16 protein-coding genes and 2 pseudogenes are annotated in these 17,945 nt (G+C 60.7%); 8 read left to right on the top strand and 10 right to left on the bottom strand.

Annotation, left to right across the window (positions count from 1 at the left end):
- Positions 1–72 precede the first annotated feature (72 nt).
- Positions 73–810: an SDR family NAD(P)-dependent oxidoreductase gene (locus OH764_RS27360; RefSeq protein WP_498849236.1), complete on the bottom strand. Its 738-nt coding sequence runs from the start codon at positions 808–810 to the stop codon at positions 73–75.
- 353 nt (positions 811–1,163) lie between these two features.
- Between OH764_RS27360 and OH764_RS27355 the strand changes: the two genes are divergently transcribed.
- Entirely contained in the window at positions 1,164–1,550 is a 387-nt protein-coding gene (locus tag OH764_RS27355; RefSeq protein WP_498849235.1) for a winged helix-turn-helix transcriptional regulator, read from the top strand.
- A gap of 2 nt (positions 1,551–1,552) precedes the next feature.
- Here the strand turns inward: OH764_RS27355 and OH764_RS27350 are convergent, their stop codons facing one another.
- Both OH764_RS27350 and OH764_RS27345 read right to left on the bottom strand, forming a co-directional pair.
- The gene (locus OH764_RS27350; RefSeq protein WP_498849234.1) at positions 1,553–2,470 is read right to left on the bottom strand and encodes a LysR family transcriptional regulator; all 918 of its coding nucleotides are present in this window, start codon (positions 2,468–2,470) and stop codon (positions 1,553–1,555) included.
- Positions 2,471–2,518: 48 nt separating this feature from the next.
- The gene (locus OH764_RS27345; protein WP_498849233.1) at positions 2,519–3,430 is read right to left on the bottom strand and encodes a LysR family transcriptional regulator; all 912 of its coding nucleotides are present in this window, start codon (positions 3,428–3,430) and stop codon (positions 2,519–2,521) included.
- Positions 3,431–3,729: 299 nt separating this feature from the next.
- Here OH764_RS27345 and OH764_RS27340 point away from each other — a divergent pair, with 299 nt between their 5' ends.
- The 4 genes from OH764_RS27340 to OH764_RS27325 all read left to right on the top strand — a co-directional run bounded on the left by OH764_RS27340 (position 3,730) and on the right by OH764_RS27325 (position 8,330).
- Positions 3,730–5,727 (top strand): ATP-binding protein, encoded by a 1,998-nt coding sequence (locus OH764_RS27340; RefSeq protein ID WP_498849232.1) that lies wholly within the window; start codon positions 3,730–3,732, stop codon positions 5,725–5,727.
- Between the two features lie 131 nt (positions 5,728–5,858).
- The gene (locus OH764_RS27335) at positions 5,859–6,254 is read left to right on the top strand and encodes a response regulator transcription factor (protein WP_498849231.1); all 396 of its coding nucleotides are present in this window, start codon (positions 5,859–5,861) and stop codon (positions 6,252–6,254) included.
- On the top strand, positions 6,251–6,910 hold the full coding sequence (locus OH764_RS27330) for a response regulator transcription factor (protein ID WP_498849230.1): 660 nt from the start codon (positions 6,251–6,253) through the stop codon (positions 6,908–6,910). Before OH764_RS27335 ends, OH764_RS27330 begins: the two co-directional genes overlap by 4 nt.
- Positions 6,911–7,151: 241 nt before the next feature.
- Positions 7,152–8,330 (top strand): MFS transporter, encoded by a 1,179-nt coding sequence (locus OH764_RS27325; protein WP_498849229.1) that lies wholly within the window; start codon positions 7,152–7,154, stop codon positions 8,328–8,330.
- On the opposite strand, the gene OH764_RS27320 is transcribed toward OH764_RS27325, so the two are convergent.
- Positions 8,248–8,667 (bottom strand): hypothetical protein, encoded by a 420-nt coding sequence (locus tag OH764_RS27320; protein WP_498849228.1) that lies wholly within the window; start codon positions 8,665–8,667, stop codon positions 8,248–8,250. The genes OH764_RS27325 and OH764_RS27320 overlap by 83 nt on opposite strands.
- Before the next feature lie 53 nt (positions 8,668–8,720).
- Entirely contained in the window at positions 8,721–9,413 is a 693-nt protein-coding gene (locus OH764_RS27315) for a cysteine hydrolase family protein (protein WP_498849227.1), read from the bottom strand.
- A 964-nt stretch (positions 9,414–10,377) separates the two neighbouring features.
- Between OH764_RS27315 and OH764_RS27310 the strand changes: the two genes are divergently transcribed.
- The gene (locus OH764_RS27310) at positions 10,378–11,061 is read left to right on the top strand and encodes a hypothetical protein (RefSeq protein ID WP_498849226.1); all 684 of its coding nucleotides are present in this window, start codon (positions 10,378–10,380) and stop codon (positions 11,059–11,061) included.
- 416 nt (positions 11,062–11,477) lie between these two features.
- On the opposite strand, the pseudogene OH764_RS27305 reads toward OH764_RS27310, so the two are convergent.
- Positions 11,478–11,624 (bottom strand): annotated as a pseudogene (locus OH764_RS27305) (tyrosine-type recombinase/integrase); the annotation flags it as partial.
- 452 nt (positions 11,625–12,076) lie between these two features.
- Between OH764_RS27305 and OH764_RS27300 the strand changes: the two are divergent.
- Positions 12,077–12,277, top strand: coding sequence for a hypothetical protein (locus tag OH764_RS27300; RefSeq protein ID WP_498849225.1), 201 nt, complete (start codon positions 12,077–12,079; stop codon positions 12,275–12,277).
- A gap of 381 nt (positions 12,278–12,658) precedes the next feature.
- Positions 12,659–13,102, top strand: a complete 444-nt coding sequence (locus OH764_RS27295) for a cupin domain-containing protein (RefSeq protein ID WP_498849224.1) — start codon at positions 12,659–12,661, stop codon at positions 13,100–13,102.
- A gap of 202 nt (positions 13,103–13,304) precedes the next feature.
- Here OH764_RS27295 and OH764_RS27290 read toward each other — a convergent pair.
- From OH764_RS27290 to pyk, 4 genes and pseudogenes are all read right to left on the bottom strand, one after another.
- Positions 13,305–13,548 (bottom strand): annotated as a pseudogene (locus tag OH764_RS27290) (MFS transporter); the annotation flags it as partial.
- Between the two features lie 271 nt (positions 13,549–13,819).
- Positions 13,820–15,124: an MFS transporter gene (locus tag OH764_RS27285; RefSeq protein ID WP_498849223.1), complete on the bottom strand. Its 1,305-nt coding sequence runs from the start codon at positions 15,122–15,124 to the stop codon at positions 13,820–13,822.
- A gap of 104 nt (positions 15,125–15,228) precedes the next feature.
- On the bottom strand, positions 15,229–16,518 hold the full coding sequence (gene eno / locus OH764_RS27280) for a phosphopyruvate hydratase (RefSeq protein WP_498849222.1): 1,290 nt from the start codon (positions 16,516–16,518) through the stop codon (positions 15,229–15,231).
- Between the two features lie 7 nt (positions 16,519–16,525).
- The gene (pyk, locus tag OH764_RS27275; RefSeq protein ID WP_498849221.1) at positions 16,526–17,944 is read right to left on the bottom strand and encodes a pyruvate kinase; all 1,419 of its coding nucleotides are present in this window, start codon (positions 17,942–17,944) and stop codon (positions 16,526–16,528) included.
- Position 17,945: the final 1 nt, after the last annotated feature.

The raw sequence follows: 17,945 nt of genomic DNA, 5'->3' as shown, positions 1-17,945 counted from the left end.
CGAAAGGGAGGTTCGCCCGTCGGCATGCTGCGGATGGCTCGGCTGTGACACAGGCGGCGCGGGCAGCGCGCGTTACGCGGTCAGGCCGCCATCGACCGTAAGCGCCGCGCCGTTGACATAGCTGGCTGCATCGCTGGCAAGAAACGCAACTGCGTTGGCAATGTCCTCGCCCGTGCCGTATTGTTTGCCCGGAATCAGCGGCTTGGTGACCGACGAGAAGTCGCCTTCGGCTGGATTCATGTCGGTGTCGATCGCGCCAGGCTGCACGAGATTGGCCGTGATGCCGCGCACGCCGAGTTCGCGTGCAAGTCCTTTGGTGAAGGAGATCTGCGCAGACTTGGTCATCGAATAAACGGTGAGCTCCGGCCACGCGACGTTATTGGCAAAGAAGCTGCCGATATTGACGATGCGCCCGCCTTCGACGAGAAGCGGCATCACAGCCTGGGTCGCTGCGATCGGCGCCTGAATGTTGATCTTGACCATCGCGTCGATGTCCGCTTGCGGCATCTTCTCCAGCGGTCCGATGCGAATCACGCCTGCGTTGTTCACGAGAATGTCGATGCCGCCGAGAAATGCGTGCGCCTTATCGATCGACGCCTTGACGGCTTCGGTTTGCGCGCTGTCTGCCTGGATCGCCAGTGCCTTGCGACCGGCGGCCTGAATGGCTTCGACGATCACATTGGCCTTGTCGATGCTCTTTTCGAACGTGATCACGACGTCGGCGCCTTCCTGCGCGAGCTTCCTCGCGATGGCTGCGCCGATACCGCGGCTTGCACCGGTTACGACGGCCTTCTTTCCTTTGAGCAACATATTCCGACTCCTTTTAAGCGCTTGATCGAACCGCCGTGGCGAATGAGATGCACAGCGGCGGATTGAGTGAGATGTGGCTTGCGTACTGGCTTTTTCAGGCGGCAGCTCTCCCGCCGCCATCGAACGATCGAAGAAAAGAAATCCGTCCAGTCAGTCGAAGACGCTGCCGATTACGCCACGCCGGCCTGGCAGCGGCAATAGACCAAGGTATCGATTGAAACGCCTTATCCCCTTTGTTCCGTTGCTTGGCGACTCATCGGTTGCGTGACGAAACTATAGGGAGTGCGGTTGCGTGAGACTATTGGCCGGCGTCGGGAATGTGTTCCCCGAAATGTGAGGAAATGGCGGGGCGGATGCGTGATAAAACATGCGTCATGTATCGCAAACGCTTCGATGAGATGAAATGCCCGATCGCTCGCGCCCTCGATGAGGTCGGCGAGTGGTGGACGCTGTTAATCGTCCGGGAATGCATGGAAGGGCGCACGCGCTTTGTCGAATTGCAAGGCGCATTGGGTATTGCCCGCAATGTGCTCGCCGCTCGCCTCGAGAGACTGATGACGCTGCGTATCGTCGAGCGTTTCGAATTGCCGGATCGCGCGAATACGTTCGGTTATCGGCTGACGGCCAAAGGCGAAGATCTGTATCCGGTGCTGCTTGCGCTAGCGCAATGGGGCGAACGGTGGTTAAAGCGGCCTTACTTGTCCGACGATGCCGAAGCGGTACGAGAAGACGCGTTTTGACGTCACGCCGTGCGCTTGCCGAAATGCGCCATCGATTCACGCAGTTTCGGTGCGGCGAAATCGATGAAGAAGCGCAGTTTCACCGGCATCAGGTTACGCGAGACGTGGACGAGATGAACCGGCACCGGACCGACTTCGTACTGCGGCAACACAATGGCTAGTCGACGCGCCCTGAGCATCTCGTCCGCGTCATGCTCGAAGACGAGCGTCATGCCCACGCCGTCGACGGCGGCTGATACCGCTGCGTCGGGCGCCGTCACCTCCAGTCGTGGCGCGACTTCGACGGTGAACACCTTGTCCGTGTCCGGCTGGCGGAAGCGCCACGGCGAAAGATACGGGCTGTTAAACACGACGCACGGATACTTCACGAGATCGGCAGGTTCGTGCGGCGGCCTATGCCGCTCCAGAAACGCCGGACTCGCACAGACGATCGGCCGCAACGACGCCACGCGCGTCGCGATCAGACTGCTGTCCGGCAATTCGCCGATGCGTACCGCCAGATCGGCGTGCGAATCGATCAGGTCGATATTGCGGTCGGACAGCAGCAGGCGCACCGTGATGTCAGGATACTGAGTGAGAAACTGGTTGATGACCGGCAACACGTGAAGTCGTCCCAATTGCACCGGCGCCGTGACGATCAGCTCGCCGCGCGCGGTGGCAAATTCGCCGGTCGCCTCGCGTTCCTGTTCGCGCACGAGATCGAGAATGCGGCGCGCGGCAGCGACGTATGATGTGCCGGAATCGGTGAGCGTCAGTTTCCGCGTCGTCCGAATTAGCAGCCGTACGTCGAGCAGCTCTTCCAGTTCGGCGACTTTGCGCGTGAGCGTGCTGACCGGAATCTTCAGCTCACGTGCAGCAGCCGACAGACTCCCGCTGTCGATTGCCTTGAGCAGCATTTCCATCGCTTCGAGTCGATCCATCGTTATTCCATTGATTTCAGAACAGACCGGCGGCCTCGGGGCCGCTCGTCATACGCATAGCTTGCCGGCTGCGTGCAGATGCATGCATTCGCGCAACACCTGGATGAACTCCTCCGCCGCTTTCGAACGCGCCGAATACTTTGGGTAAATAAGGTTGATGTCATACGTGATTGGTTCGGCGAGTGGACGCACGACCATGCCGGTCCAGATATCCGGACTCGCGACAAATTCGTCAGTCAACGCAATGCCAAGCGAGCGGCGCGCAAGCGCGCACGCAAGCTCCGCACGCGGCACTTCGAAGGTCGGCGTGATGTCCACGCCGATGCGTTCGAACGCCGCGCGAATCAGCCGGCCATAAGCGATGTTCGGCGCAGGCAGGATCACGGAATGGCCGACGAGGTCTTTGACGCTAATCGATGTCTGCGAAGCGAGCGGATGATCGCCCATCATCGCCGCGACGATTCGGCCGGTGCCGATCGCCTCAACCGTCAAATTCGAGTTCGTGAGCGGGAGCAACGTCACGGCAAGATCGGTTTTCTTGCTCAACAGTTCGTTGGGCACGTCGACGGTCAAGGTCGTATAGAAGTGGATCCGCAGCTTCGGCTCGCGCCGGTGAAACAGCTCGATGGCGCGCGGCAGGAGACTCAGGCCGAGCGCCGGACTGCAACTTACGCTTAATTCGATCGCCGCCTGGCTCGCAAGGTTTTCGACGAAGCGGTCCACGCCCAGTGCGGCGTCGTACACCTGCTGCACTTCCTCGAACAACGCGAGCGCCGCCTCAGTCGGCACGAGTTTGCGCCCGACGCGTTCGAACAGTTTCAGGCCGATGCTGGTTTCGGTATGCGTCAGCAATCGGCTGATAGCGGGCTGCGAAACATACAGCATGCGGGCGGCACCGCTCGCGGTGCCAGTCAGCATCACTGCGCGGAACACCTCCATTTGTCTCAGCTTGAACTTCACCGCGCGGCCTCGCACAGCTTATAACGTGCAGTCATGAATTCACTCAAATCGGAATAAGAGGGTGGAAGCGGCATTGCTAACATTCATTATTATCGAACGTCAGCCGGCTTGCACGACTTGCTAACGGCAACGTCAACGTCGCTGGCCGATGCTTCGGTCGTTTTCACTCCATCCATCCGATGCATGCATGACGAACGCGCGAGCGTTCCCGCGTGCCCTTTGTTCTGTGTTGACCATGACGTTCATTCCATCGATCAGGTATCGACGCGCGACAAGCGGTCTTGTGACGGGAGCGAGTCATGAAGCGATATCCGTATGATGGCGCAGCCAGAGCCGGATCCGAGCGGCCGATCCGGGCGACGACCCAGGATGCGAGCAATGAGCGGTGGTATGCGGATCGCGAGGATCGCACCGGCGAGCGCGAAGACGCTCTGGCCAATTTGCTGACCTCGCCTGATGGCGATGCCAGAGCCACCATCGATACGCTGCTGCGCGGCCTTGTCGACACGCTTGGACTCGACCGCGTGCAGGTGTCGCTGAACGATGCCGCGCACGATCTTCGCGTGGACGTCGCGCACGACAACGCGCGCGCGACCCACGCCGCAGCGACGTTCCGCTACGAATTCCACGCCGGACCAACGCCGGGCGTGTTCATCGCGAGCGCGAGCAGGGCAGGATTTCCGGATGCGCTGGAGCGTCTCGCGCTCGGCGTGGCCGCCCGCAAAGCGGCGCATTGCGTCGAAGATTGGTTGCGCGAGCGGCAGTCTCCGCTTTTGATCGAAAAGGCGCTCTTTCACCGGCAGTTGCGCCTTATGTTCGATCTCGTTCCGATGATGGTGTGGAGCAGTTTGCCGGACGGCTCCTGCGAATATCTGAATCGCGCGCACACCGTCTACACCGGCATGAGCGCCGCTCAGTCGCGTCACTTCGGCTGGCAAAACGCGATCCATCCGCAGGACCTCGGCAGGCGCATGGACCAATGGCGCTATTCGCTCGCGACCGGTCTGCCGAGCGACGCGGAAGTGCGGATTCGCCGGCGCGACGGCGTCTATCGCTGGTTCCTGCTGCGCGTCGAACCGTTCCGCGATGAATCAGGCGCGATCGTGCGCTGGTACGGCGCGGCGACCGACATCGAAGATCGCAAGCTCGCGGAAGACGGCGTGCGGCGCAGCGAGGCGCTGCTCGCTGAAGTACAAAGGCTCGCCGGGCTCGGCATTTTTTCATGGCGGGTGGGATCGGACCGGATGGCGTGGAGCGAGCCGCTCTATCGGATGTTCGGCATCGACACGGACACGCCGATCACACGCGCGGCGCTCGAACCACGTACCCATCCGGGCGATCGCGTCTTCATGTTCGACACCGCAAGGCGTGACGTCGAGCGCGGAGACATCGAAGATGACATGCGGCTCGTGATGCCGGATGGCTCCATCCGGTATCTGCACTACTGCGCCTATGTGACGACCGCGCTGACTGGCGAAACCGAATACGTCGGCACGGTGCAGGACACTACCGAGCGACGTCGCGCTTCCGAAGCGCTCGCGCAGGCGCGCGCCGAGCTCGCGCAGGCCGCCCGTGCAAGCAGTCTGGGCATTCTCACCGCATCGATCGCGCATGAAGTGAATCAGCCGCTGGCGGGCATCGTCACGAATGCGAACGTGTGCCTGCGCATGTTAGGCAGCGATCCGCCGAACATCGCTGGCGCGATTGCCACGGCGCAACGAACGGTTCGCGACGGCAAGCGCGCGGCGGCCGTGATTTCGCGTCTGCGCACGCTCTTCAACCAGGAGAAGATAAATGCGAGCTGGTGGGACTTTGGCGAGGCCACGCGCGAGGTGATTGACCTGGTGCAAGGCGATGTGCGGCGTCATCGAATCACGCTCGTGCCTTTGCTCGACAGCGTGCTGCAACCCATCGAGGGCGATCGCATCCAGCTGCAGCAGGTCATGATGAACCTCGTACGCAATGCCATCGACGCGATCAACATGACGAGCGACGGCCCGCGCGTGATTGTGATCGAGCTGAGCGAATGCGGTGGCGGTGCGTGTCTGTCCGTGCGCGATTCCGGCGTCGGTTATGACGATAAGGCGATCGACCAACTGTTCAAGCCGTTCTACACGACCAAGACGCAAGGCATGGGCATCGGACTGTCGGTGAGCCGCTCGATCATCAAGGCGCATGGCGGTCAGTTGTGGGCGAAGAAGAATCTGCGGCGCGGCGCAACCTTCGGCTTTTCGATTCCGTTTGGACGCAATGCGCAGGGCGACCCGGACCCGGAAGGAGAATCTCGCGCGCCGTAGGCTTTGACCGACACCTTAGGATAATGACCCGCGCACGCGCGAACGCTAAGCTGACTGTGGCATTGCCTCGCCTGAAGACGACGGCGAGAGATTGAAACGGCTTGCTTTGAGGGCGCGTGTAGGGATCCGCAATGAAACTGTGGCCGCTGGTCAGCGTAGTCGACGACGACGAATCCGTGCGCGAATCGCTGCCAGATCTCGTCAGGGAACTGGGATTCAACGTGCGCGCGTTCGCTTCGGGCGAGTCGTTCCTGTGTTCTGACGCGGTGACCCAAACGCGCTGCCTGATCGTCGATGTGATGATGCCTGGAATGAGCGGTCCCGATCTGATCGCGCAACTGAAAACTCAAAACAGGTTGGTCCCCGTGGTCTATATCACTGCGCATCAGGACGACGCTCTACGCGATCAGTTGCTCGCCGAAGGCGCCGTGGCCTGTCTGTACAAACCGTTTAGCGACGTGGAAATGGCGGACGCGTTGAGCGCGGCCATTGAAAGACGATCCAACCCATCGGGAGAACTGTCATGAACGCTCCGTTTGTCCATACGGCTCGCCCGTTTGTGCATCGTCCGGCGAGTCTTCCGCCGACCGTGTTCTTGGTCGACGACGACATCGCGATTCGCGAGTCGGTCGAAGCGCTGCTGCGTCATGAAGGCCTCGATGTCAGGAGTTTCGCGAGCGCCGATGCATTCCTCTCTCACTCGCAAACGCGCGGCCCAGGGTGCCTGGTGCTTGACATCCAGTTGCCCGGCTTGACCGGCTTGGAATTGCAGAAGTCGCTCGTCGTCGATCGTCCCGCCACGCCGATCATTTTTATCACCGGGCAGGACGACACGCGCACCGTAGTGAGCGCGATGAAGGCGGGCGCGATCGAATTTCTCGCCAAGCCCTTCGACGATGACGTGTTGCTCGATGCGGTCCGTGCCGCGATCGTGCACAGCGAAACCCTGGTTGCACGCGAGGCGCGCAAGTCGCTATTGAAGGCGCGCCATGCGTCACTCACGCGCCGCGAGCGCGAAGTGTTGCCGCTGATCGTCGAAGGTTTTCTCAACCGTGAGATTGGCGAGCACCTCGGTATCAGCGAGATCACCGTAAAGGCGCATCGCGGCCAGATCATGCGCAAGATGGAGGCGGAATCGCTCGCCGAACTGCTGCGCATGGCGCAGGTTGTCGGCGTGTCGTGATCGCTGTTCGCGCGGACCGTTCGTATCGTCGTGCATGGCGGCCGACACCTTCGTCTGATGACGAATCGCACAGTCCATGATGTACTGATGCCCGTCGTAACCGATTGCTGACGCGAGGCGCTCCTCCAACCCCGTTTTTGCGTCGCCGGCACGGATCGATTCCGTGTCTTTTTTCTGCCCTTCAAGCGTGTGCTGCATCGTTTGTCAGTCGATGTGGGACCGCGACCGCGAGGACTTGTCAATGTCGACTGCTTCAACGCGCCCGAATGCCGCTTCCTACGATCGCCCGTGCTGGCGCGGCGTAATAGCGATCGCTTTGGGCGGCTTCGCGCTGGTTGTGATCGAGTTCCTGCCGGTCGGACTGCTGCCTGGCATCGTCAAGGGCTTCGGCGTATCGGAAGGCACTGCCGGCCTGACTGTCACCGCTACGGCCGCGTTCGGCTTTATCGCCGCGCCCGTCGTCGCGCTGTCGGTAGGGCGGCTCGACCGGCGCAGCGTTTTGCTCGCGCTGTCTGCGCTCGTCGTCGCATCGGGCGTGATGTCGACGCTCGCGCCGAACTTCGCGGTGCTGCTGCTCGCGCGCGTGCTGCTCGGCATCGGCGTCGGCGGCTTCTGGTCAATCTCGATCATCGCGGCATCGCGGCTCGTATCTGCGGATCGGGTGTCGAAAGCATCATCGCTGGTGTTCTCGGGCATTTCGCTGGCCACGGTCGTGAGTGTGCCGTTGGGCGCGTATGTCTCGGATCACGCGGGCTGGCGCGTCGCGTTTGGCATCGCGAGCGTGCTGGCGATCGCGGTGTGCGCATTCCAGTTCGTCGCTTTGCCGAAGATCCAGACACGTGCCGCAGTGACGCCGGCCGAATTTGTGGGCCTATTGAAGTCGAAGAAAATTATCGCGATTTATCTTGCGATCGTCTTAATCGTCGCCGGTCACTTTGCGGCTTACACCTTCGTCACGCCGTATCTGGAGCAAGTCGTGCAAATCGGATCGCGCGCCATCAGCGTCGTGCTGCTGCTGTATGGCGCGCTAGCGGTGGTCGGCACATTCGTCGCGGGTGCGCTGGCAAGCCGCAATCTTCGCGCGACCGTGTACGCAAACGTCGCGCTCTTCGTCGTCTCGCTGCTCGCATTGGCGGCAGCGCCGCATCACGTGGCCGTTGCGCTGACGGGCTTTGTGGTGTGGGCCGTGTGCTGGGGCATGGCGCCGGTCGGCACGCAACTATGGCTCTTCAGTGCGACCCAACACGCGCCTGAAGCGGCGCAGAGCATGAACACCTGCGTATTCCAGCTTTCGATTACCTGCGGCTCGTTGATCGGCGGATTTGCGGTCGATCACATTAATCTGCATGCGTCGATGTGGACCGGCGCGGCGGTCTTGATGCTCGCCGTGATGGCGGCAGGTGCGGTGGGGCGGCTGTAATCAGCGGGCAATCGGCAGGCGTCTCGACCAGCGGCGCAAGCTCCCCGCACAGTGCGACGAGCCGTTCCATGTTGCGCGGCTCCTTCAGCCAGTTCATGATCCAGCTGCCATGCAGCGACTGTCGGCCGAAGATGAGTGGAATCGGCTGGATGAACGACGCTTCGCGGCCCATGCCGCTCCAGATGACGAGCTGGCCGAAACGGTCGAGGCACTCGAGCAGGCGCTGCCGATTAATTCGGGCCGCCGCACGGACGATGATCTCGTCGGCGGCGGGCGCGCCGGGATCGGGCAGATCGACGAGTGTCACGACGTCACGCGGCTCGCCGTAGGCGGTCAACTGAGGGGCTTTCGTGGTTCGATTCCTGTATGCGAAAGTCTGGACGCCAGCGGTCACACGGCCGCGCGCATCGCGGCGACGGCTTGTTCCGTGGTCCACAGCGAATTCGCCATAAAGCGCCAGTTGATCATCGCCGCCTGATACCCGTCGCCTTCTTCATTGGCTGCGCCGCCGACGGCATCGCGCACCATCGCCACTTCGAAGCCCGCTTCGATGATGTCGCGCATATGCGATTCGAGGCACACGTTGGCGGCGGGCCCGACCATCACGACCTGCGTCACGCGCCGCATGCGAAGCTGTTTGACGACATCGTTCGACTCGCAGCCAAAGAGCTTGTGCGGCGCACAGTTGCAGGCGTGTCCGTCTTTCAGATAGCGCTTGAACGGCTCGTAGAGATCGGCGCGCGAGCCTTCAAATCCGTCGAGATCGATCGGACTGGAGCGTCCGCAGAAACCGATGCTACCCAGGTAGCTTCCGAGCGGACCCGCCGCTTGCACCTTCCATTGCAGATCGTGTGGATAAAACCAGTGCGGCGAGTGGATGATGTAAATACCCAGCTCGTGTGCGGTCTGGAGCAGCCTTTCCGTATTCGCGATCACATTCCGCTCCTTGAGCGAATGTGCGATCATTTCGTAGTACGTGTCGGTTGCTTCTTCGAAGAACTCGTTCTGCATGTCGGTCAAAACGAGCGCGGTACGCGCCTTGTCAAGTTGCATATCCGGAAGGCTATGCGTGAAGGTGAACATGGACTGGCTCCGAAGGAAGACGGGTGGGCGGATGGCATGGACGGATCGACGCGCCGGCCACGCGCGTGGCGTCGATGGAGGCCAGCTTAAGGCGCCGGGAGAGCCGGCACATTGCACTAACGTATCGGGACCGCGCATTATTTCAGCGAGCCGGGCGTCAACGGGCGAATGTTCACAAGACGGGGTCTGCCGCGACCGTCGTTGGGTCCCGCTTCATTTCCGACAACAACGCTGATAACGACCGCACATGAGCTACGCCAACGCCAACCTCGCACAGAGTTGGAAATTCCGTTTTAGCTAAACGGACCTTTCTCCGGTAGTCCTACATACCATCTCACTCCCGTTTGCAAAACCTGAATTTGGCTGGCTGACCGGTTTGGAGAAAGTTGTCTGGACCGGAGTGGGTCGGGGTACGCACTGACGACTCACCGGTAGTGCGTCACGCCACTGTCATCTTCCGCGATTCTGGTTTTCCCGCGTATGCCTGTCGACGAGATGTGAGTATTCCCGCACGGAGTTTCCCTTCTCGAGCGAACACCATGCGGTATCTAGCGTGGTTCCGGCCGGATGTCCGAACCACCGCTCGATTGTTTCGGAGAGGAAGCAGCCGCAAATGAGAGATGGATAGCCGAGTTGCCGGTGGCGAAATGTGCCACGGAGCGCCGCGGCCCCGTCAAGCGCCATTCGCCAACGACTTGCAATCGCCAAACCGTGCGTTTGCCAGCCTGCGCGGTCCTGAAAGAGGCCAGGAAATGCTCGCAAGTCCGGATTACTCGCGGGTGCGCAGCCTCCAGGAACTCAGCTTCTGGTGTGCGGTGCGGCGTTGCGGATTGGCTCGCGGACCCCCGGGAGGTGGCCGGAGTGCTTCCATTTTTCTCTCTAGCTGCGAGGTGAAACTATGAGAATAAAATCATTGTTAGGGATTGCGGTTGCTTCGGCAGCCTTTGCGCCATCGCTGCAATCTATGCCAGCTTGGGCCGATGGTCCGAAGTCCGCCTATGCCGACGGTGCGGCGGATCCGTCGCTCGACCCCGGCGAAGACAGTATGACCGCCGACGAAGAAAACAAAGCACGTCTGGAAGACCTGGGCAATGCGTACCACAATGGCTATCTCGCTCGGGCGAAGGAGGATGCCGAGACGTATGCGTCCTTGCGGAATCAATTGAAGCATCCACCGAAGCAGGTCCAGTCGCACGATGTGCCGCCGCTTCCGCCCGGCATACCGGACGGGGACGAGGCGTTGCAGGCGCCCGTTCCACAACCGCGCGTCGCCCAGAGCCCATTGACGGACCAGCCCAGGTACCAGGCGGTGGTGCAGCAGCCGCAGTACGCGCCGCCGCCAGCGCGTTACCAGCCGACGCCCGTCTATGCGCAAGCGCCGGTTTATAACAACGGCCCGTCGGCTTATCCGCAGCCGGTGTACGTGCAACAGGCCTATGCAGCGCCACCACCGGCCGTCCAGTACGTTCCGGTCTATACCCAGGAGGAGGACGCACAGGAGTACCCGTACCCGGTCCAGGCCGTGGTGCAGCCGGTCGTCGCCGTCGCCAGCCCAATTTCGTACCCGGCTTACCGAGCGGGATACTGGGCGCCGCCATTTCCCCGTCCATACAGGCAGGGGCCCATGATCTACCAGGTCTTGCAATAGCGGAAGGTTCGGGCCGGCGGCGGTTCCAGGCCCGCCCCCTTCAGTCCGAGAATCTCCGGGTCGCCCCGCAAACCCTGACTACAGGATGAACTGGCTCGCCAGCGCGAAAATTTTGCTTCGCAAACGAATCCGGCCGATCTCAGACAGTCACGCTTTTCGAACCCGGCGGCGACGCCGAAACCAACGATCCGATGCAGTTCCCCCGAACCTGCTTCGCCCGCTCCTAATCCGACAAGGCTGCGCACTTGCCAGCCGGGTCGCCAGCGCGGACGACCGCTTTACCGACATAGATGCCGGTAAGGGGGAGCGGGATCGGGAGGACGGAGTTGGCCGGGTGTACTCGCACGACATCTCGCCAGATAGCAGCCGCACGCACGTTGTCAAACGAATGCCGCGTGCGGCCGGAAATGACCAGCTTAGACCTCAGTTTGCTCGGATATCTCGAGTGCGTCGTCAACCTCGATTCCAACGTATCTCACGGTACTTTCCAGTTTGGAATGGCCAAGCAGGAGTTGAACAGCCCGAAGGTTTTTCGTCCGCTTGTATATCAGGGTGACTTTCGACGTCATGCAGAACCTCCATTGGGTGGAAGGACGCAAAGACAAATAAACGAATTTCGGCAATGCGCTTCAAACGCTTACAAAGCGTTAGCAAACGGGCATCGTCAATACAAGCGCGAACATGTATGAGGATTGAACGTGAGCAAGACTTCAAGCTTACGTGATGCACTTCGCATGCACGGCGTGCTGGCAACGGCATCTTCATCGAGCAAAGGTTGGTTGGGGTGTTTGCGACTAGCCGGTCCGGTCTTCGAAGCGGTCGCGTTACGGCTTCCGATCGAATGGCTCCGATGGGTCGACACGAGGCATTCAAGGTCGGGGCTCGCTCCGAACACTCCATGCGTTGATCATGCGGATGACCATCCGTCCGATGGCGCATTAGCGCCACGACAGGCTTTGCTGAAAGTCATGCGGGTGGCGCCGATCATCGATTGACGGCAGCCGGAAGCGCCGCAATGACAGGCGTATTGTGTCCAAACGTCGTCGGTGATCTCGCCATCAATGACAAGACCGTAGTCGATAAACAGTTCATCGCCGACGTTGATCGCCGCGAGCGCATGGATGAGTCCAGTGGCTATGGCTCGGCCGTGGCCGATTGTGGCAGACCGATTCGCAGTTTTGTGCCAGGTGACGACGTGTCCACGCACGCCACTTAACCAATACTTACCCTTTTCGAACGCGCCTGCACTATATTAGTTGCAGCCCGTTAGGTAAGAGTTCGAAGCGCACAAGCTCTGATCTTCAGCGCGCACAACTGGCATGAAGGAGTTGTGCATGAATACGCGCGATGTCAGTGTACCGGCACGCGCGCACCCTCAATGGTTTCTTTCTCATCGAGCGATCCCTTGTTCAAGCCGAGCTGCTCGAGGAGGTAGGCACTACGGAACCGCGCCCGACCTGAGAAAGGGGTAGCAGGTCGCTGCTAGACCTGATCGAACGGACTTCGGGGGCGGCTCGGAATTCGCTTCGAACATCAAGACAGTTATGCGCCGGCCGCGAGCCCCCAACGGTTTTGATCGACTATCGAGGAGACCGACATGAAACCCCAGCCCTTGTTCGTGACGCCACAAACCTACGCGCGTGCGCTGAATGTCCTCGGCGAAAAAATCACGGTCCTCGCCGACCATGCCACTACGCACGGCTACGAAGTCTTCCTGCAGCACGGCCCGGAAGGAAGCGGGCCGCCCCCGCACAGCCATGACTGGGACGAGTCGTTCTACGTGATCGACGGCAGCGTCGAAATTACTTATGACGGCACCACGGTGATGGCGGCCGCGGGCTCGTTTGTTCATGTCCCGGCCGGCACGGTTCATAGCTTCCGGTGCGGCCCCGGCGGGGTCCAGATGCTGTCGATTACCAGCCAAAGTAGCCAGGCGGCGAACCTGTTCACGACGATCGATAGCGAAGTCACCGCGATGCCGCCTGACATTTCGAAGCTGGTCGAGATCGGGACCCGGTACGGCGCGCGCCTCGGTGCATGACGGCTGCAGCGTGTCAGCTAAGGCGGGGCGCGTGGGGCAGAGGTCGGCCAGGAAGGGACGGTCGCAGGTGTGGCACCAAACGACCGCTTTCGATGAAGTCTCTCAGTAAGCCGTCTTCGCGACATCAATGAGATCCCGGCGGCCGGCCAACGCCAGATTGAATCCATATGCCGACCGCTTCGATGCCCGACGATGAGTACGTTTAGTGACGGTGTCGCTCGCCAACCGGTGCGTGTGTTTGCCGTGCTCGCCGACTCAGCATCAACGTCACGACGGCAGATACCGCCAACGTCGCAGCCACAACATACAGCCCGGCCGAATAACCTCCGGTCACATTCTTCAGCCAACCGATCACAAAGGGGCCGACGAAGCCCCGAGATTGCCGACCGAGTTGATCATTGCAATACCGCAGCCGCTCCGGCATCCGAAAGAAACATACTCGGAACATGACGATACTTCCTTTTCAGCGGAACCTGCCGGACGACCCGGTGCGTTCGGCGCCACTGTTGCGCCGGCGGATCGGCAGGCGTCGTCGCGGACCATCGCCTTGTACTGTTAATGCTGTGACTATAGAAAAACTTTGACCTTACATGCTGCCCGTGTAGTCGACCCTCGCCCGGATGTTCAATGGCGCCGAGAGCTCGTTGCCGTCCGCATGTCCAATTAGCTCGGACTGCGGCGACAACGGATTGAGCTTAAAGGCCTGCATTTGGAGAATCAATGCACCGCCGCACTACCAGGCGTGACTGGCGACTTCTGCGAGCGAGCTAGCAGCAGCGTCATCACAGCGGACAACACGAGAAGGCCGGCAACGAAATAGAGCCCGCCGGCATAGCTGCCCGTTTGGTCCTTGACCCACCCAATCATCACAGGGCCGGCAAATCCGCCGAGATTGCCGATTGAATTGATCGTGGCGATACCCGTGGCGGCCGCAGCACCGGACAGAAACATGGTCGGCATGGTCCACAAAGGAGGCTTGGCGCAACTGATTCCGATATTGACCAGCGTCAGGGAAGCAATCAGACCGACAACACTGCTGGAAACCGCCGCAACCGAAAGCCCGATTGCCGCCGCCACACATGCAATCACCACGTGCCAAGTGCGTTCGTTAGTACGGTCAGAATGGCGCGACCATAAGACCATTGCTACCACGGATACAGTGGGAGGAATCGCATTGAGCAAACCGACCGTCATCGACGAAACTCCCAGTTGCTTGATGATCTGAGGCGCCCAGATCCCAAGCGTGTACAAACCGGCTGAGGTACCGAAGTAGATCAGGGACAATGCGAGTACACGAGGATTGGCCAGGCCACTGATAATTCCGTGCTTTGCACCGCTTGAGCTTCTCCTTGCATTTTCGTCGTTCATTACACCGACCAGCCAAGCGCGCTCGTCGTCCTTAAGCCATTTCGCTTTTTCGGGCCTGTCCGTCATGTAAAAGAAGACGACGATACCCAAAATCACCGCCGGTATTGCTTCCAGAATGAACATCCACTGCCAGCCGTGCAAACCCATGACACCGTGCATTTCGAGCAATGCGGCAGAGAGTGGTGACCCGAGGGCGGTAGAGATCGGAGCCGCGGCCATGAAAAAAGCGACCACCCCTGCGCGATGACGTGCCGGGAACCAATAGCTGAGATACAGGATGATGCCCGGAAAGAAGCCTGCCTCGGCTGCGCCCAAAAGGAAACGAACAATGTAAAAGCTTGTGGGCCCTTTCACGAAGGCCATGCACGCGGAAATGATGCCCCACGTGAGCATAACCCGAGCAATCCACAAACGGGCGCCCACTTTGTGCAGAGCAATGTTCGAAGGCACTTCAAACAAGAAGTAGCCCCAGAAAAAGATCCCGGCACCAAGACCGAGGATCGAGGCAGTGAACCCTAGGTCCGTCCTCATCGTTAGGGACGCAAAGCCTATGTTGACCCGGTCAATATAGGCGATAAAGTACAACAGCATAATGAAAGGCACGATACGCCAAGTGACTTTGCGCAAGGTACGTTTTTCGAGGTCCTGATCCATGATATGTCTCCTACTTCAGATTTCTGATTGATAAACAGCCGTCTTATGCGGCCTCAAGTTTGGGTTCGCTCTGCAAGCTGGTCTTTCTAGACCGCTCTTGCGTGTTACGCCTTTCGAACTGACGCAAGCGCCTGCGACCCGGAATAAAAAGCCTCAGCACCGACTTCCGCCTCGATCAATAACAACCGGTTGTACTTCGCCACCCGGTCGGAACGACAGAGCGAACCGGTCTTAATCTGGGTTGCAGCGGTGCAGATGCTGAGGTCGGCGATCGTCGTGTCCTCGGTCTCACCCGAACGGTGTGAGATCACCGACGAGTAACCCGCGCGGTCCGCCATCGCGATGGCAGCGAGCGTCTCGGTCAGCGTGCCGATCTGATTGGGCTTGATCAGGATCGAGTTCGCCACCTTCCTTTCGATCCCTTCTTTCAGGATCTCCGTGTTGGTCACGAACAGATCGTCGCCGACGAGTTGCATGCGGCCGCCGAGACGATCGGTCAGGAGCTTCCAGCCCTCCCAGTCGCCTTCCGACATGCCGTCCTCGATCGACACGATCGGGTAGCCATCGGCGAGCTTCGCGAGGTAGTCCACGAATGCCTGCGAATCGAAGCTGCGGTTCTCCGACGCCAGCACGTACTTACCGTCATGGAAGAACTCGGAACTCGCGGTATCCAGTCCGAGGCCGATGTCCTTGCCGGGAGCGAACCCGGCGGTCTCGATCGCCAGCATGATCGTGTCGAGCGCGGCCTCATTCGACGACAGATCCGGCGCGAACCCGCCTTCGTCGCCGACCGATGTCGAGAGCCCCCGGCCCTTCAGCACGCCCTTCAATGCATGAAACACCTCGACGCCCCAGCGCAACGCTTCCGAGAAGCTCGGCGCGCCGAGCGGCAGGATCATGAATTCCTGCAGATCGACGTTGTTGTCTGCGTGCGCGCCGCCGTTGATGATGTTCATCATCGGCAAGGGCAGGCGGGCGCTCGGCGTCGTCGCGACGTGGCGGTACAGCGGCAGGCCCGCCGATGCCGCGGCCGCCTTCGCCGATGCCAGCGAGACCGCGAGGATCGCGTTGGCGCCGAGACGTGCCTTTGTCGGCGTGCCGTCTAGATCGATCATGCGGCGGTCGATGCCCGGTTGATCGGCGGCATCCAGGCCGAGCAACGCTTGGCGCAGCTCGCCATCGACGTGGCTTGCCGCACGCCGCACACCCTTGCCGCCGTATCGCGACTTGTCGCCATCGCGTAGTTCCAGCGCTTCGCGCGCGCCGGTCGATGCGCCGGACGGCGCCACGGCGAACCCTTTCGATCCATCGTCGAGTGTCACCTGCGCCGCGACGGTCGGATTGCCTCGGGAATCGAGCAGCTCGAAGCCCTTGACGTCTTGAATGCGTGTCATGTCGTCCTCACTGGATTTGCGCGATACGCAGAAGATTGGTTGTGCCGGGTGTCCCAAAAGGCACTCCCGCAGAAATCACGACGGTCTGTCCTGTTTCTCCAAACCCTTCTTCGCGGACGGTGTCGCACGCAAGGTCGCTGACTTCGAGCACGTCGATGACTTCGTCACAAAGGACGGGGTGGACACCCCACGCAAGAGCCAGGCGACGGGCCGTAGCTTGTCGCGGGGTCATGCCGATAATCGGCGCACACGGTCGTTCACGCGCCATCCTCAGCGCCGAATATCCGGAACTCGTGTAGGCGACCGTCGCGATCGCGTTAAGCAGACCTGTGACATGGCGCATCGCATACCCGATTGCATCCGCGGTATTTGCATGAGGTGCCGCATGCGAGGCCGCGATCACCTCGCGGTAGTACGGATCGGCTTCTGTCTGGGCGATGATGAGATCCATCATCCGTACGGCTTCGACGGGATATTTGCCGCTGGCCGATTCGGCAGATAGCATCACTGCGTCGGCGCCGTCGTAGATGGCCGTCGCGACGTCAGAGGCCTCTGCTCGCGTAGGAACAGGGGCCGTAACCATCGACTCGAGCATCTGCGTGGCCACGATGACTGGCTTGCCGGCTTTGCGACAGGCACGCACGATGCGCTTCTGGATTGCCGGCACCTGCTCGGCCGGCATTTCTACACCGAGGTCGCCGCGGGCGACCATCACGGCGTCTGCTTCCGCGACGATCGCATCAAGGCTTCCGATCGCCGCAGGCTTTTCCAGCTTCGCGACGATGCCGATGCGGTCGCCGACAATTTTCCGGACCTCGATGATGTCCTCGACGCGTTGAACAAAGGAAAGCGCCAACCAGTCGATGCCTAGCGTGAGGCCGAACTCCAGATCGCGACGGTCCTTGTCCGTCATCGCGGAGAGCGGAAGCACCACGTCAGGAACATTGACGCCTTTGCGCTCGGAGAGCGCGCCCCCGACGACAACGGAGGTTTCGGCGAAGTCCGGACCGCAACGCTCGACCCGGAGTTGCACACGTCCGTCGTCAAGTAAAAGATTTGTTTGCGCCTTGAGCGCCGCGAAGATTTCCGGATGCGGTAAGGCGACGCGATTGATGTCGCCGGGAGTCTTTGCGTCGAGATCAAGTCGAAACGTTGCGCCTTTCTCAAGCTTGATGGGGCCGTCGACGAACGTGCCGATCCGCAGCTTCGGACCTTGAAGGTCAAGAAGCACGCCGATGGGCCGACCTGCGTCTTGCTCGATAGACCGGATGACTTCGAGGCGACGTTGATGATCCTCGTGAGTTCCGTGGCTGAAGTTCAGCCGGAAGACATCCGCTCCCGCTTTGAACAACGCTTCAATGGTTTCACGGCTAGTGCTGGCCGGACCCAGTGTGGCGACAATTTTTGCATTTCGATTGCGGCGCATC

This window comes from Burkholderia sp. M6-3 (assembly GCF_050858985.1).
GTDB classification, from domain to species: Bacteria; Pseudomonadota; Gammaproteobacteria; order Burkholderiales; family Burkholderiaceae; genus Paraburkholderia; species Paraburkholderia caledonica.
This window is presented reverse-complemented; position numbering and strand designations above follow the sequence as displayed.